At 43.8% G+C, this 14136-nt stretch carries 15 protein-coding genes and 2 pseudogenes; 4 read left to right on the forward strand and 13 right to left on the reverse strand.

Annotation, left to right across the window (positions count from 1 at the left end; all coding sequences use genetic code 11):
* The 9 genes and pseudogenes from HMPREF1144_RS33780 to mobH all read right to left on the reverse strand — a co-directional run.
* Positions 1-185: pseudogene (locus tag HMPREF1144_RS33780) on the reverse strand (TraK protein); the annotation flags it as partial.
* A 240-nt stretch (positions 186-425) separates the two neighbouring features.
* Complete coding sequence (locus HMPREF1144_RS23910; protein WP_007372225.1) at positions 426-1052, reverse strand: TraE/TraK family type IV conjugative transfer system protein; 627 nt, start codon at positions 1050-1052, stop codon at positions 426-428.
* Positions 1049-1333 (reverse strand): type IV conjugative transfer system protein TraL, encoded by a 285-nt coding sequence (gene traL / locus HMPREF1144_RS23915; RefSeq protein WP_007372224.1) that lies wholly within the window; start codon positions 1331-1333, stop codon positions 1049-1051. The genes HMPREF1144_RS23910 and traL overlap by 4 nt, the downstream gene beginning before the upstream one ends.
* A gap of 49 nt (positions 1334-1382) precedes the next feature.
* Positions 1383-2201: a DsbA family protein gene (locus tag HMPREF1144_RS23920; RefSeq protein ID WP_007372223.1), complete on the reverse strand. Its 819-nt coding sequence runs from the start codon at positions 2199-2201 to the stop codon at positions 1383-1385.
* Positions 2198-2491, reverse strand: coding sequence for a hypothetical protein (locus tag HMPREF1144_RS23925; protein ID WP_007372222.1), 294 nt, complete (start codon positions 2489-2491; stop codon positions 2198-2200). The genes HMPREF1144_RS23920 and HMPREF1144_RS23925 overlap by 4 nt, the downstream gene beginning before the upstream one ends.
* 84 nt (positions 2492-2575) lie before the next feature.
* Positions 2576-3226, reverse strand: coding sequence for a DUF4400 domain-containing protein (locus HMPREF1144_RS23930; protein ID WP_007372221.1), 651 nt, complete (start codon positions 3224-3226; stop codon positions 2576-2578).
* A complete protein-coding gene (locus HMPREF1144_RS23935; protein ID WP_009654243.1) occupies positions 3211-3597 on the reverse strand; it encodes a hypothetical protein in 387 nt (128 codons plus the stop codon). The genes HMPREF1144_RS23930 and HMPREF1144_RS23935 overlap by 16 nt, the downstream gene beginning before the upstream one ends.
* Before the next feature lie 2 nt (positions 3598-3599).
* Entirely contained in the window at positions 3600-5576 is a 1977-nt protein-coding gene (gene traD / locus HMPREF1144_RS23940; RefSeq protein WP_007372220.1) for a conjugative transfer system coupling protein TraD, read from the reverse strand.
* Entirely contained in the window at positions 5569-8271 is a 2703-nt protein-coding gene (mobH, locus tag HMPREF1144_RS23945; RefSeq protein ID WP_007372219.1) for a MobH family relaxase, read from the reverse strand. Before mobH ends, traD begins: the two co-directional genes overlap by 8 nt.
* A gap of 149 nt (positions 8272-8420) precedes the next feature.
* Here mobH and HMPREF1144_RS23950 point away from each other — a divergent pair, with 149 nt between their 5' ends.
* Together HMPREF1144_RS23950 and HMPREF1144_RS23955 are read left to right on the forward strand one after the other, a co-directional pair.
* The gene (locus HMPREF1144_RS23950; protein ID WP_016241589.1) at positions 8421-8990 is read left to right on the forward strand and encodes a hypothetical protein; all 570 of its coding nucleotides are present in this window, start codon (positions 8421-8423) and stop codon (positions 8988-8990) included.
* Positions 8991-9012: 22 nt separating this feature from the next.
* Positions 9013-9912: a DsbA family protein gene (locus HMPREF1144_RS23955; RefSeq protein ID WP_016241590.1), complete on the forward strand. Its 900-nt coding sequence runs from the start codon at positions 9013-9015 to the stop codon at positions 9910-9912.
* A gap of 39 nt (positions 9913-9951) precedes the next feature.
* Here HMPREF1144_RS23955 and HMPREF1144_RS23960 read toward each other — a convergent pair whose 3' ends face one another.
* On the reverse strand, positions 9952-11427 hold the full coding sequence (locus HMPREF1144_RS23960) for a UvrD-helicase domain-containing protein (RefSeq protein WP_007372217.1): 1476 nt from the start codon (positions 11425-11427) through the stop codon (positions 9952-9954).
* Between the two features lie 175 nt (positions 11428-11602).
* Here HMPREF1144_RS23960 and HMPREF1144_RS23965 point away from each other — a divergent pair, with 175 nt between their 5' ends.
* The gene (locus tag HMPREF1144_RS23965) at positions 11603-11890 is read left to right on the forward strand and encodes a DUF1294 domain-containing protein (RefSeq protein ID WP_007372216.1); all 288 of its coding nucleotides are present in this window, start codon (positions 11603-11605) and stop codon (positions 11888-11890) included.
* Positions 11891-11938: 48 nt separating this feature from the next.
* Here HMPREF1144_RS23965 and traA read toward each other — a convergent pair whose 3' ends face one another.
* The gene (gene traA / locus HMPREF1144_RS23970) at positions 11939-12274 is read right to left on the reverse strand and encodes a TraA family conjugative transfer protein (protein ID WP_007372215.1); all 336 of its coding nucleotides are present in this window, start codon (positions 12272-12274) and stop codon (positions 11939-11941) included.
* A gap of 261 nt (positions 12275-12535) precedes the next feature.
* Here traA and HMPREF1144_RS32005 point away from each other — a divergent pair, with 261 nt between their 5' ends.
* Positions 12536-13108 carry a phospholipase D family protein gene (locus HMPREF1144_RS32005; RefSeq protein WP_016241591.1) on the forward strand — a complete coding sequence of 191 codons (573 nt, stop codon included), beginning with the start codon at positions 12536-12538 and terminating at the stop codon, positions 13106-13108.
* A 35-nt stretch (positions 13109-13143) separates the two neighbouring features.
* Here the strand turns inward: HMPREF1144_RS32005 and HMPREF1144_RS33785 are convergent, their stop codons facing one another.
* Positions 13144-13836: a hypothetical protein gene (locus HMPREF1144_RS33785; RefSeq protein WP_016241592.1), complete on the reverse strand. Its 693-nt coding sequence runs from the start codon at positions 13834-13836 to the stop codon at positions 13144-13146.
* 58 nt (positions 13837-13894) lie between these two features.
* Positions 13895-14136, reverse strand: a pseudogene (locus HMPREF1144_RS23980) (hypothetical protein); the annotation flags it as partial.

Consider the following 14136-nt stretch of genomic DNA (forward strand, 5'->3'; position numbering starts at 1 on the left):
GCTGGTTCACTCCCGCCATTGATAGAGTTACTTGCTGGTGGTGTATAGTTGTCAGGATATGGGCGTGTTTCTGTGCTGAGCATTGCCTGAGTTGAGGATGCTGGTCGAGAGGCGAGTTTTGCAGTGACTTTGGGTTGCGACTGCGCATCAGGCTGCTCAAATACCATGCCTTGATCAACAGACATTTCGCCCGCCGTTACGCTATGGGTCGCTAATGTGGACGACGCGGTAAGCAACAGGATAATTATGCGTTTACTATTCAACATTTAGCCCCCCGATAAGTGGCAACACTACGTTCATTTTTAAATTGGCTATTACCAATCAGAAAATTCATTTCGGCACATCCGTTTTGTTTACTGATTGCTGATTTATTAATCTCTCGCTTAAAGATTTATATCTCGGTTAAATCAACTAACGAAATTCTGTCAGGAAGTTCGAGCTGCCGAAGATTTCTGCCTTTGACCTTTGTGTTTATCTTCTTCACTTGGCAGCAACGGTTTGCCACTCTTTATCTCAATGAACGTAATAATGGGCCGGTAGCCTTTTACGTTAACAGTAATCTCGTAATAGACTGGCGTGGTCGATGGTTTGCCGGTGATACCTTCGAGAGTTTGGTTACCGGTGACATAAAAAGTACCAACTGCTAACGGGTCGGTGATAACCCCGACCGGATTAAAAGAAAGCGAGATTCGGTCGCGCTTAATTTGGTCAATCTGGTCGTCCATTGCTTTCATAACTTTTGTGTAAATTGAAGCGTCAAGAAACGGGCCGATAGAATTCTTGAGTAGATCTAAAGTGGCTGGGTTAGCATTTCCAAAACTGTCGGCTATATATAACGCCCATGCCTTCATATAAGAGCTGCTGGCGGCTTTTTCATCCAGCCAGGCTGTTTCTGTAAGGTTTGGCGGAATAATAGTGATGGGTTGTGTTTTGGCTAACAGAGCATAACCAAGTACAAGGTTTGCCAGAATCATTGAGGCAGAGATTAACTTGAAACTTTTGTTTTCTAACTGAAGTCCAACTAACCCTTTTTTGAAATTATGGATATTCATACAATAAACTCCCGGTCGAAGGATTCAGGTACAAAAGTGCCACCACCGAATGTGACTCCGAATTTCCAGTAACAGAGGTGCATAAAATATTTCTCAGAAGCTCGCGCCAGAAAACCGCCATAAACACGTGAAACTACAACACCCAGAATTATCATCGGTAATAATCGTCCAGTGATAATCCCAACCGCGAGAGCAACGAAAAATGGCATGGCTTCATCAATCGACCAAAAAAATAACTTTGGTGGTTCGTCAATCGAGTGAGAAATATAAACAGGTTCCATGATGACCTCTCATATGAATTTTTTCAGATTTATTGACGACAAAATGCGCCTATTTCTGACCAGAGCCTGCAAGCTGAGCCATCATTTGCATAAGGCCTGCTCCATCTACTGCGCCCTGAACAATGGCTGACTTATCACCGTAGACAACAATGTTTGTAGGGGTCTTTTGGATACCAAGCTGACCTGCTTCACGAACGTCGTCGGCTATCTTGCTGGACGGCCTGGCCGCATTGATACATTCAAGTAAGCGGTTCGGGTCTAAACCAGTTTCGCGGGCGATTTGGTCTAGCGGTGCGCTAAGACCGTGCCCGTCAGATTGGCTGTAGCGGAATAACGCTTTAGATAACTGGAAGAAAGATGGATTTCCTCCCTGCTCAACAGCACACTCCGCTGCTAAAGCTTCAGTACGGGAAGCCTGCCCGTGAACAGGAACATGTTTGAAAACCATCGCAATATTCCCTTGTGATGAATCCACGAGATCCATAACGATTGGGAAATGTTGTTTGCAGTACTGACATTCAAAATCGGAATACTCAATGATATAGAACTGAGCATCCGGGTTCCCATAAATACGTTCGTTGTCCGTAGAAGGCGCATAGGCGGTATCGGGTTTGTTTCCAGTCCGGTAACCGACATTGGATTGTTTCTGCGATTCAGGTTTTAGGCCCGCTGCATTAATGTATTTTGCAAATGCGTCCAGTAGTTCGCTTTTGTTGTTTACTACGGGCTTGTGAGTCTCAGCAACGATCGCTAGGTCATTAAGAAGTTGGGACTGTCTATCGATTTGGTAAGTAAAAAATGCAGCCGTGCTTACCATAACCATGAGCGGAATTCCAAATATAAGAGAGTTCAAAATGTTCTTTTTCATTTGTAGCCTCTTGATTGCTGCAATTGTTCCGGCGTATAGATTTCGTTTGGCTTTTGGACTTTGACCTGAGACGCCTCAGCAGCTTTTTGCTTTTTAAGATAGGGCAGTATGATTTCAGCCATGTCTTTGTTCAGGACATCCCGTGACTGAGGGTAAGTTGATGCCGTGATCTTCTGATTGAGGATACGGATTTTTTCTGGGACATCAGAAATTAGCAAATAGCTAATCATCCCTACGGTAAACGTCAGGCAGAGCAGGGCAGAAAGAATAAATGGTTTCGAATTAGTCATGCATCACCTCGCACAGCTAATTTAACAAACATGAAATATTGAGGAAAAAGAAAAGCACCGCAAATTGAGGTGCTTTTCTTAAGGTTAAATACGTTTTGGTAGGTTTGAAATAAGTAGAGATGAACCAATAGGAATCATTACTATCATTATGAGTGCCCCGATCATTGGAGGCACAGGTAACGGTATAAAAAGCGACAGGAGAACGCTATATACACCCCAGCCAATCAATACCATGCTACGACGGTTAAGAAACGGACTGGCATATCCAAAGTTATATCTTTTTGCCATCCACCGCATTACCCCTGCAAACAGAGACGGGATGATGACCACGGCCATGTACGGTAACCAATACATATCAAGTGTTAAACGATACATAATCATGTAGAGCCAATAATTCAGGTTCTCGGCAATGTTCTGGAAAAGCCCAACAAAGTATTTCAGTGGCCCGCCGTGGTTGGCCATGTCGCTGGGAGGAAGCTGGTAAAAATCCTTTAACGCCTTATCAATCCCCGTATTTACAAATGCTTCAGTATAATTGTCGCGAGCCTTTTGCAATACCATGACGAAATCTTTTTCGCCTATCATTTTATGACCCCATGCGATTTCTTTCAGAGCATTAGACTTAAAATACTCAACCGGAAAGAAGACAGAGATAAAAAGGAGAATCGTCGAACTCCAGATGATCAGTGTCTTTATCGTCTTAGGCCACTTTTCCTCATTCAACTTATCAGACATTCGATATCCCCAATCTTCGCCTTCCTCCCAGCCTGGATAATCAGTTCGTTGGTTAGCTTTCTCGGGAGATTTATCCGTGAAGTAATTTCACAGAAATTCAACGTGTGTTGAAGTTCCCGGCAAACGAACAAGCCAAGCTCAATGATATAGATCGCAAGCCGCTCCCAGTCATTCAGCTCCTGCTCGTTGTCCTGATGATAAGCTTTGATAGCGGAGCTCACTGCTGCACCAACGCGTTCATCAGGAGTAAGGGTTTTCAGTAGAGCTAACATTTGCCCAGTGATGCCATCAACACATGGCCAGATCATGGTCAAACCGTCATATGAGGCTTGATCATCTTTACGCTTTAATAGAGTTTTGGTTTTAATCATATTTACCCCTCGGCGCTGATACGTGATTTTTCACCACGAACCTTTTGTTGACGTTCGTAGATTGAAAGGTACTTTTTAGCGATAGTTCGGACATCGCTTAACTCGGACTCATTCCTCGGCATTAATATGACGGGGACTTTACCTTTTACTATTTTATTAGCCTGATTTATGGCCATGCATTCGAGGTTGGGTAACCAACCTAGCAGTTGAGATTGAAATAACTCGCCTTCTTCCTCCATCAATCGTTCCCCGACACTGCCGGTGATTTGTTCAGGATCTGCACCTGCGCTGGAGCCATGACCACGCATAATATATTTGAACTTTGTCGGTGGTACTCGTTTCATGACTGCTTCCTGGGCATCAGGATCTGGTGTGCGTAGCGCCGTAAAGTGGTTCGTATTGGTTATAACCTGCTTCATTTTGGCTTCTGAACCGAGACGGGCTTCGAAGTCGGAAGTCGATTGCGACGAAATAAATAAGCGGAACCCAGCACCACGGGTTTTATTCAACATTTTAATAACTTGGTCATTAATAACTTCAGCTGCTTCATCGATTAACACCATTACAGAAGCCAAGTCCTGACCACCAGGTTTTAAAAAATTGTACACAGTCGAGCTAACAGATGTTATATCAGACAGGAAAATAGAACCGACCGCAGATCCAGTCTCAGCATCTGCAAGGGAATTTAACCCCAAATACAACATTCCCCCGGTAGTGATGATATCCTGAATATTCGAAATTGGACGAGTATCATTCAGTTCATCTTCATCAGCACTGTCAGGGGATAACAACTCTGACATAAACCCTTGAGTTAGTTGACTAAGAATTGGCATCACGTTCAGAATCATTTTCTGGAAGTGTTCGCGCTGATGACCGAACATATCAATACCGGCTTCAATTGAAGTATCGCCTTTCCCTTTATTACCTTTAATGTCATTTCGGTAAATGTCTGCACATATTTCTGCTATTTCTTTTGGGCCTTTAATTTTAGACGAGTAACGGTCAATTTTCGCCTGTAAAATAATGTCGAAATCGGACTCTCCTAAAGTCTTGTGGCCGAATTTAGTGATGGCCATAATCAATAGAGATGCTAATGAAGAGATGTCAGCACTCAGTTGTGATTTAATATTGCGTAAAGTCGGTTTGATTTCACAGATTTTCATCAGCTCAACAACCGTAGTTAATGACATAATACCAAATGAAACAAACGGATCGCTCGTACTATCAGCACGTTGAATAACCGATGTAATTCTGTTAGCTACCTCGCCAGCCTGAGTGTAGTTAGTAATTGGAGATATTCGAGCTGATTTTTCAGGATGCGCCAATGAAACGTAATTATATTTCGTTGAGCGATCCACCAATTCCAGACAGAACTTCATCCATTCAGCCAGTTCTTCATCATTTTTGGGGTCAATGAGGATTAGTGGTTGTTTTTTTAGTGCGGCTTGAAGAATAAGTAGTTTAAAATATGTTGTTTTGCCTGAGCCGGTTGTGCCAGTTATAAGCGTATGCAACGATAAAAGTTCTTCAGAAATTCCGATCCATTCGTTTTTTTTACCTAGCGCATGAATCCAGCCGAGGCCCATAAAATTTTTGGATGGTTTGGCTACAAATTTCTTTATGTCACGCTTTATCAACTCAGATGCCAGTTGACCCTCATTCTGGCCCCACTCAAAGCCTCTGCAAATAAGATAGCTGTCAGGCTCACGAATCATCTGTTCGATAAATGATTTCATGTCCATTACGAGTGGTTTTGGTTTTCGCTTCAGGCGGCGTTTGTGCGTATAAATATCCCATGCTGCCGGGAGACTACGAATACCATAAGCAGCCTGGACTGCAACTGAGAGGTAACAGGGTAGAGATGGCATGTTAAACAGTGTATTAACCCCGATAGTTGCGGCTATACCTGCTGTCCAACCAAGAGTCTCAAGGCCTTCAAAATTTGTGCGCCAACGTAAGTTATATTTCCACTCACTCATCTTTATCCACCATTTGATTATGCATTCGTTCACTATTAGGAAGAATGTAGTCAACACCGGTCTTTGAATAGAAATCAAAGTGCATCAGCATAATCTTCTGCAATTGAGTAATATCAATGCCGAGTTCATCCGCAATACGTCGCTTTAAGGCAACGCTTACGGCAATGACAGGCTCTCCAGAATAGGTTCGCTTCAGCATACCTTTTGAAATCATTTCATTGCATAAATCTGTAATGTTGTAATCTTTATCAGAAACATCAGTTAAAGCAGAGTAAAGCAGATCGTTAAACTTCCCATCCATCAGCAAGTCGATATCATTATTAAGTTCTTTTCTGAGATATAAGCACTTCTGAGTACGATGGAAATAATACTGGGCTGGGGCTTCCATAAACCTTTGCCATAACCAGTTGGAGTCCTGAAGCAGAGCATAATTACGCTCATCAAAATCTTTATCAATAGCAATGATTAAGTGGCCTGATTCAATGAAAAGATCGTCTGAGTGGTCGGTAACATATTTAACGAGAAATTCTTTGGCCGCTTCAAGACCAGATACGTATAGCTGACTAAATTTATCGTAAAATTTTACGTTAGCCGGTATGTTGGCCGAAGTATCCGCATGAGCCGAGTAACCAAAATCGTTATCAGCTTTCACGTCATCCTGCCACATGGAATCATAATCTTCGTAAATTGAATAATCATCAATTACCTCACCAGACTGAATGCCGGTATCGACAGCATCCTGGTGCAGCTGAATTTCCTTTAATGCCTGACGGGTAGGTGAGGGCTGGGTCTGATCCAATGCATCGCTTGAAGTTGGTTCGTTGCTATTATACGAGTTGATGATTGAATGAAACTCAAGGGTTTCGTTCAGAGTTTTATGGTTTGGTTCTTTTATAAGTGAACTGGGTACAGAGAACTCAATCTCTGTTTGTGCCGATGCCAGGGTTTCTTTGAGGGAAAGACGGCGCTTGGGTTCATTATTCTCCGACACTGGCTTTGGTTGATTATCTTTGAGCCCTTTTGATTCCCCGCTGCCCGCCAGCTCAGTTGTTGGTGAATTAGTGTCATCCAGACAATCTTTTTGATTTTTGGTACTGGTATTTCTTTCCTTTACACGATTGTAGTCCTCATCAGAAAGCAGATTGAGCTTATGCAGCAGTTCGTGGGCGTTTTCCGGCGTAACCTGTCGGTTTCCAAAAATACTCTCCAGTGGAGATTCCTGTTCATCAGCAATGATTGTTCCGCCCTGTAAAACTGAGCGGTCGACCTCATTCGGTATTCCGGTTGACGGAACCGGCTTCTGACCAATGTAGGGTTCGCTTTCGACGAGTTTTGGCTGGTTTGGCCTCCCGGTCAGGTATTCCACCCATTTACCTTCAATACGGATGCGGCTGCTGCATGGTAGAGGGTCAACAGTATCGACAAATAGTACTTCTGGAGATATCAGAAGGATGCAGCTCAACGCAACTTTAGGGTCTTTGCTTTCTCTTGAACTTTTATCATTCAAGATATGAGGGGCAATACGCCAGTATGCAGTGTCATCGTCCTGGTGAACGTTTGGTCGACAGAGATGATAACTTAGCATCAGGTCAGCCAGACTATTCTGGGTTTGTGGAATAACAGCGCCGGAGTTCCTAACGGTCTCAATAATATCCTTGACCGCAACACCCCAGACGATGAATACGCCATAGGTAGTCACCCATACAGGGCTTCCTGGCTTGTTGGGAATCCAATCTCCTTTTTTCAATCTATGGCGCATGGCATCAACTACACGCTGAACCGCAGGTACACCTGACTGGCTTGCACGAATCGCATCACCGGCGTATTGCCGCATATCATAGTTAACGGATGCTGAGTCGGCGGCCTTAATGGTAGTGAGGATCTTGTTTTTAACGTCCTGACCACTGATTTTTTCTGCATTGAGCTGCGCACTGGCATTCAGTGCCCGGGTCAATTCATTGAAAATATCATTCCCGCCGTTAAGAAGGTAAACATGCATTTCTTTTGGCATGATCATCAACAACATATTGCTCGTGCTGGAGGTATGCTGGCGGTGACGGCCTGGTTTCCATACAAGATAGTATCTTTTTACATTGTTCTCTTTTGCCCAGACATGGATTGGTTCATGGCCTGGAGGCCAGTGAATTTTCCCGTCTTCGTTCCATACTTCAAAATCGGTAAATGGTTTCCCGAGGTCATGAAGTAGCCCACCAGCTGCGACTGCAAGTCGCCATGCTAATGCACGATTTGATTTATGTACGGGAACCGCCATTGAATCAAACTCGATGTTTTTAGAACGCCGGATACACTGGAAACACACTTCCAATGAATGACGCAACAATCCGGTTGCAGCACGGTGATGATGGTTTTCGGATGCCGGGAAGAGGTGAACAAAGTTAGCGAAATTTATCAGCATAGGAAGAATAAGCTGATTAAACTCAGAGTCCCTAATATCCAGTTCTCGTTTAATCGCCATCACAAGTGGTTTCTGGTAATGACGTAATACGTACTCACCCGGTACTTGAGCCGGGAATCCGATTTCGCTTGCCGGATAGCGCATATTATCTCGTGATGAAATGAGTTTCCCGATTTCTTCATCTACTGACATATCGATTTCGTCACCGAATAGATCAGTGGTAGCCTTTTTGTTATCAGGCAAAAAAGTATTCAGAATATTTTTAATGTGTCTCAGCATTAAAAGATTTCTCCGGTTAAGTACCTTGTAAGTTAACCGATTGAGAAAAAAATCGTGCTGGAAAATGACGACGTTTTGTCTTCATAAAACATAACGTCAAGGGTGAGAAATTAAGATAATGACGTTGCTATCCAATTGGAGACTAAGCAATGAAATTGGCGAATAAAATTGTTTTGCCCCTGCTGGTGGTTATTACCGGCGTAATCACCAGCGGTTGCAGTGGGACAGGTAAGCCACAACGTACTTACCTCGACGAAACGCGCAATCTCCCCGCCAGGGCCGAGTACCCCTACCAGTATCAGTACTCCGAATCCTGGCGTGGTACAGAACGCGGTGGCGCGGCTATACGTTACCCTGGGTATGAGCATACGCTCGTGAGTCCGTATGCCATCAATGATCCATCCGGGAAGCGATATGTGGCACATGACAATTACACCCAGGTCTTGCTCACTTCAGTGGCAAACACAAAGTATGCCAATGGGCCGCGTGGCACGTTCACACAGACCCCAGCATTTTGCGGGGAAAATACCTTTCTCCTTCCTAATAACACACAGAACGCCAGTAGGGCTGAATACCTCCGTATCAAAGATAAATACTGCTCAACACCTGGCTATCGGTTAAGTGCCCACGAATTAAATGTGCTTTCCAGTGGTGAACCGGAAGAGCTGCGGAAATATCGAATTCAGATGCAGATCGATAACCAACAACCTAAGTCCTAATCCATCAAAATGCGAGGGTACAATGGATAAGCAAAGAAATGAAAAGTGCAGTTCTGGAAATAAAACAATTTTTGCCTGGGCCGGGGGAATCGTTGTTGTAATCGGAATGGTTTGGTTGATGGTAATTAGTTTTATCTCGTACAAAACCCAGGTGATGACCAATCAACTGCTGGATAAAATTAGTACATCGCTGGCCAAGAACCCCGCAGTTCAACAGGGAGTGAACGGAAATATTCAGGACGAAGTAAAGGGTGCTCTTAAGTCTATCGCCGACCAAAAGCTCGCGGAAGAACGAAAGGCACTCTATAAAGGCTGGGACAAAGCAAATAAAAATACTGATGGCCGTTATATCTATGGCGAGCCTGGCGCTCGGTTTTCGTTGATCAACTATGAAGATCTGGAGTGTCCATTCTGCAAACGCTTCAAAGAAACGCCGAAGTATATCGTTGATACCGCGACAGCCGGGGCTGTTAACTGGGAATGGCGTCATTACCCTATGTCATTCCATGAGCCGGTCGCATCGAAGGGCGCAGCTGTTGCTGAGTGTATTGCGGAGCAGAAAGGGCCGAGTGCTTTCTGGGCCGTTACTGATTATTGGTTTAACCATACTGAAACAAACGGTAAAGGTTTTAAGGATGCGGACAGCATCCCAGCACTGTTTGAGGTAGACCAGGCGAAATTTGATACCTGTATGGGCAGTACTGAAGTGATTAAGCGCATTAAGCAGGATATGGAGGCCGGTTCAGCTGCCGGTGTTGATGGTACACCAACCACGATTGTGCGTGATAATGTCACCGGTAAAGAAGTCTCTGTTGTAGGCGCACAGCCCTTCTCAAAATTCGTTGAAGTGATCCAGTCTATGGTTGTCGATTCTCAGAGAGACACATCAGGCGAAGCCTCACCAGCTCAACAAGATAAATAGAAATAAAAAAGAGCCCTGAATTAACCAGGGCTTTTTTTGTCAGATTATCACTACTGAAACATTTCGCTCAATACGACTTCGGTATTCTTCTAATAGCTCCATTAACGAAGTATTGATGTTTACAGATTTCTTGGTTCTGGTAATAGTTACGTACAGCAGATTAAGTTCGTCAATAATTACTTCCCGTGGCTTCTTCATCACAACGGCTTCTATAATGGATGGGAAGTCGTCATTGATGATGACATGGTCAAATTCCTTTCCCTTCGAGGTATGGGCTGTGGTAACAATTAAATCAGCTTCCTTTTCTGTTCTGGCTTCATTCATCCTCATGGTCTCAACCATCCCGGGGATATCAGCATAGACTTCCATTAACTTAATCGCCCGCACCATGTCCACGTCCTTGGTGGTTTCTGCGATCTCTAAAAAATTTGCCCAGTTCCCGTATTCCGTAGTGATACGGTTATTTTTAATAGCAGCAATGTTACCTGTTTTTAGCGCATGTAAATCAAGGAGCTCGTCGAGACGGTATTTTGAAATACCTCCATTCCACATCACCCGTTTGCCCCACATAATCGACTCGTAGGCAGATTGTATGACTCCCATGTAGGTGCGGCTGATGATGGCGTAAAAGTTTTGATCCTGTATCGCCGATGGCTCAACGATAGCATCAAGACTACCCAGGCCTACCAAGGGGAACGTTTCACCCTTCATTGACAGCACAACGTTGGCCAGTGCTGCAACAAGAGGCCCAAACCGGAATGACTTAGTCAGGCGCATAACCTGAGCCCCGTGGTCTTCAACAATCTCAAGGGCGTTTTCCGCACCGCGCCAGCGGTTTATCACTTGGTGCTGGTCGCCGACAAAAACTTTGCAGCAGTTGTTTCTAAGAACGATATCGATCGTTACCGGATTTGCGTCCTGCGATTCGTCGAAGAGAATGACATTGTAGAACTGGTCTAGGGCTGGGTTCGATAACTGGAACAACTTGAGGATGGTATTCGGTGAGCAATAGGCATCGTTGAGTGGGTCAGATTGCATTTGCCATGTACGTTTTGCTGCACGTAGCGCTTGATCCAACCTGCTTTGAGATATTTTATCGGTTTTACTTAAGTCTTTAAGTACGTGTTCAGTAGTAATTTCGTGTTCATCTGAATTCATGAAATGGGTAAGCCCATTTATTGCAAGCTTAACCACTCTCCAGTCATCTTCACCCATCATTGCGCGGTATTCGCTCACGGATATAAACTGTCTGTATTTATGAGCAAAGTGTTTGTACCGGGTCACGGCCAAACCATGAGATGTTTTACACTCGACGTTTTTTGGGAATTTCTTTTTTGCATCATCTTTAATAGCTTTATTAAAAACGATATAGAGAATTTTGAGTGAGGGGTTTGCATCCGCGAATTCTTTTAGTGTAAAGGTCTTACCAGACCCCGCGTATGCCTGTACTGAAACAATACTGCCAGGTGTAGGTTTGAAACCTATGATCACGTTCTGTTCATCAGTTACCGGCATCAGAATTACCTTTATGTTAGATATCGTTTCATAGTACCTTTTGACACGGCGCGAATGATTTAAAAATGGGGGCAAATTGTACCCATTTTTAAGAATACAAATTTATCTGTTCATGAGTAATACAATAAGATAGTACCATCAAACTATTACTGCGGCCCTCAACAGGAGGTAATCTATGTTTTATTTATCGTCCTTTGTCTGGATGTCAATCTGGAGTCTGATTTCGATTTACATCTATTACAAAGATAAAAAGGCCGCGACTGCTGGCGAGTACCGTGTGGATGAACTGACGCTGGATGCGCTCATTGTGCTGGGCGGGTGGCCAGGTTGTTTCATTGCTCAACGAATGTTTAAACACAAAACACGCAGTGCTTACCAACGTCGGTTCCGGGTTATCGTTGCGGTCTGGATAGTTCTTTACATCGGATTATGGAATTTTCTATGGGCGGGAAATAAAATATGAAGATGTAAAAAAACCGGCCAGAGCCGGTTTTTTTTACATCCATGATGGTTACATGAATGCCGGTAAAGTGGTTTGCACTGCGTGGGATGCGGCCATCATGCCATTGATAATGTCCGGTGAGTAGTACAGGGAGATCGCACCACCAACAGCAACCGCCAGTGACATCAGACTCTGACGTACAACAGCAGCTGCGAGACCAACCAGAACGATAAGACCGATCAGCACCTTACCCAGAGAACCCTGCATGTAATCAGAGATTTTGAGCCATACATCGTCAAAACCTGCCTGGGTTGAACCAGAAGCGTGAGCGGTAACAATGGCAAGAATCAGAATGCCGGTGATCACCAGCGGGGTTTTAAACTTCTCAAATTTGATAGCGTTCATTTAAACATCCTTAATAACGAGTTTTAATAATTTCGATCTTTGGATGTTCTCCAGCTATTTAACGAGTTTGAGCCGGGAACTTTATTAATATAAAATTTGTTTTGTTTGATTTCATTGTTAAAGCAGGGCGTTATACAATAGCAATGTGTGATATAAGGTGACATTTATCCGTGTCTATTAACATATATGAAAATCTGGATGAAAACTTCTTTTTGAGTATGAAAGCCAACTTTACTAGTGTCACATTTAAACGAGGTGGATATGTTGAAATCAGAGGTGTTGGTCAGTACGTTGACATCGTTGGGATTATTATTTTTTTCTACTTTTGCACAGGCTGATAATCCAACAGAAGTAATGCTACCGGCTGGTGGCGTTAGAGTCGTTGTCGGATTTTCACCTGAAGGGTCTGCACAGAAAGCAATACTGGATCTGATCAATTCAGCTCAGCAGGAAATCCGTATGGCGGCATACTCTTTTACGTCACCCGTAATTGCGAAAGCATTAATTAATGCTCACCGAAGGGGAGTAGATGTCAGGATCGTAGTTGACAAAGGGCAAAATAATAACCGATATGCAGTCTCGACTATGAATACAGTAGTTAACGCGGGCATTCCGTTACGGACGAATGATCAATTTCTTCTGCACCATGATAAGTATTTGTGTGTTGATAGGATATCTGTTGAAACCGGTAGTTATAATTACTCAAGTTCGGCTTTCAATAAAAATAGTGAAAATAGCCTTGTACTTTATAACGCACCAGATGTTACAGCGCTGTATCTGGCCCACTGGGAATCTCGTTGGACTGGTGGTGTGGATTACATACCTAATTATTGAATTTTAATCAGGGTTCGGGATGAACCCTGATTTTATCATTTAAGAAACGCTTCAAGTTCGTCCATATCCAGGTCGTTATAAAATGAACGCCAACCTTTACGGGCTAAATTCGGATGCAGCATTTTGATGTTGCTTAATGGCATAATGCTGCTTAGTCCCATTTTAATAAAGTATTCATATACCAGGCGGCTGTACCGGTCAAAATCGGTAAGCGGTCTCGACAGAAGGTATGCTGCCTCTGACATAGTCAATCCCTGTATATGCAACCTGTAACCCAGCAGACGGCTGCATGTATCGCGCATAACACCGCGTGTTAGCGGGAATAACTCATCACTTACAAGATGTTCAGGTAAGTGAGTTCTCGGGCACTGAACAGGATTTATACCCCTGATATAGCACTCATCATTCTCAAGGATACAAAACTGGGGTTCCGGGCCGGAAAAAGAGTTACCAAGAAAGCCGCAGGGATCGATCACGCCACCACCCTTAAGTGCTATCCATCCGTACTGAGTTTCAGTGACTTGGTATAACCCACGATCTCCTGGATTGATGCGTTCTTTGACCTTTTTTCGACGTGTTCCTATAGTAGCAGTTCCGGCAATTACTCCCTGATCTACCAGTGCTCGGCATACGATGTAGGATCTCGCCTCTGACCATTCAATCCAGGGTAAACCAATGTGGTAACTGGTCGAAACCAGCCTTAAGCCGTCGATGCATGAATCTGTCATGTAACTTCTCCCGAAAAAAAAGCGCACCAAAGATGCGCTCGTATTTTCAATTCAACAGTCAGGCTTTGGATTTTTTGGCCAACTTGTCCGTTTGCTTAGAAAGTTCCTTTTTTGTGAATTTGAGGGAATCGGTTCGTTTATCAGGATCGCCAACAGCCTGAAGAATCAACGAGTAGGAGTTTTCGCCATTGAGTACAAAGAGGTCGGTTGCCTGCGACCATGCCCCCTTGTTTTCAGAACGCTGTACCCGCAGGATATTTCCTGGGAGGAGTGAGACTGACCAACCTTTTTCATCAGAAA

Source organism: Klebsiella sp. OBRC7 (genome assembly GCF_000293135.1).
GTDB lineage: Bacteria > Pseudomonadota > Gammaproteobacteria > Enterobacterales > Enterobacteriaceae > Klebsiella > Klebsiella michiganensis.